Annotated in this window: 1 protein-coding gene and 1 pseudogene; both read left to right on the top strand. The window is 58.9% G+C overall.

Features of this window, described 5'->3' with window-relative positions:
• Positions 1–103: 103 nt before the first annotated feature.
• A pseudogene (locus tag K309_RS44275) lies at positions 104–439 on the top strand (DUF1173 family protein); the annotation flags it as partial.
• Positions 436–1,461 (top strand): ParB/RepB/Spo0J family partition protein, encoded by a 1,026-nt coding sequence (locus K309_RS39510; RefSeq protein ID WP_051320780.1) that lies wholly within the window; start codon positions 436–438, stop codon positions 1,459–1,461. The pseudogene K309_RS44275 and the gene K309_RS39510, both read left to right, overlap by 4 nt.
• Positions 1,462–1,523 lie beyond the last annotated feature (62 nt).

Here is a 1,523-nt window from a genome sequence, read left to right as displayed (position 1 = left end):
CTCGCTCGACGAGATGGCCCACTTGGTCGTCACGCTCCTGCAGCCGTATCTGCAACCCGATAATTATTAAACCTATTTAGGGGATGTCGTACTAGCGCTAACATGGACAACAGAGCAGTGGCTTCCAGTATCGAATATCTACGACGAGCAACTAACGAATGCACTGGTGGCAACGGGCCGAAGATTCAAGAAGCCATTGCCGCTCAGGTTGGATGAAAATTCGTTGCCGCCGACGTCTGTGTTGATAGATGTCCCGGAGCCGATCCCACTTTACTTACATACGCCCACGGCTGAAAAGGAAGCTGGCCGACGGAAGCGGGCTGCATTGGCTGCACTACGCAAGGTCAATCCGAACGCCTGGGTATGGGAAGTGGTCAATGGGAAGACCTCGGAGTGGCCGGCGATCCCCGCAAGAACGAAGACTAGGAGTGACGAATGACGACTAAGGACATGCTCAGTGCCGCGGCGACGTCCGACGAGTACTACGATACTCTGGACATTAACCTAGTTATTCCAGACCCGGATCAGCCTCGAAAGACGATTGAAGATGGCTCTTTGGCTGAGATCGCCGAGAGCATCAAGGCAAATGGCATCACCCAGCCGATTGTTGTGCGTCCGAAGGATGAGAACGGTCAGTATCGAATCGTGACGGGTGAGCGCCGGTGGCGCGCTTGCTTGCTGCTGGAGAAGGAGCGCATTCCCGCGATCGTTCGCCCTCTCACGCAAGCCCAAGCCTTCGCCGAGCAGGTAATCGACAGCATTTCGAACGTCACCGCCCGTCTATCGCCGGTTGAGCGGGCGCAGGCACTGCAGCGGTACGTGCAAGGCTTTGAGTCTCAGGCCGTCGCAGCCGGGAGCCTAGGCAAATCCAAGGCGTGGCTGTCCGAAATGCTCGCCATATCCGAACTTCCGGGGCCTGTTGAAGACCTCTGCGAAAGCGGCATCGTCAAGGACCAAACGACACTGCTTGCCTTAAAGAAGCTTAGTGAGCGCTGCCCGGACGAAGCAAGGGCGCTCATCGAGGAGGCGAAGTCCAACGGGAAGGTTGAGCGCGAAGCCGTAAAGAGCCTTCTCTCAACGGTGCCCAAGCGCCAACGTAAGCCTAAGGACGATTCCACCCCACCCGCCGCGCCACCCGCCGCTCCGCCCACCGGCCCCTCCGCTGTCCCGTCGGCCGCGCCCGCCGATGTGCCATTCGAGCCGACGCCGGAATCTCAACACGACGTCGGGCACGACTCCCATCCTAAAGACGCGCCTAACGATGATGAGCGGCGCCCCCTTGTTGCCGCACCGGACCTTGAGCACGAAGGCCGCAAAGCTCAGCCACGGCGGACAAGAAAGGAGAAGGCGGTGAAGGCCGCCGCGTTACTAGGCCTGCCAGATGGTGTCAGCGAGGACGAACTTCTGGACCGGCTTCTGGATGCGTATCTGGAAACACACCCCCAGGAAGTGGCCACATAGGCACCGTTGCAAAAATACAACTCGTGCATGCTAGGGAAACGCTTATGTGGACGCCTCCCGGA

Source organism: Cupriavidus phytohabitans (assembly GCF_000426345.1).
Lineage (GTDB): Bacteria > Pseudomonadota > Gammaproteobacteria > Burkholderiales > Burkholderiaceae > Cupriavidus.
The sequence above is the reverse complement of the archived record's forward strand: the minus strand, read 5'-3'. Positions and strand labels throughout refer to the sequence as shown.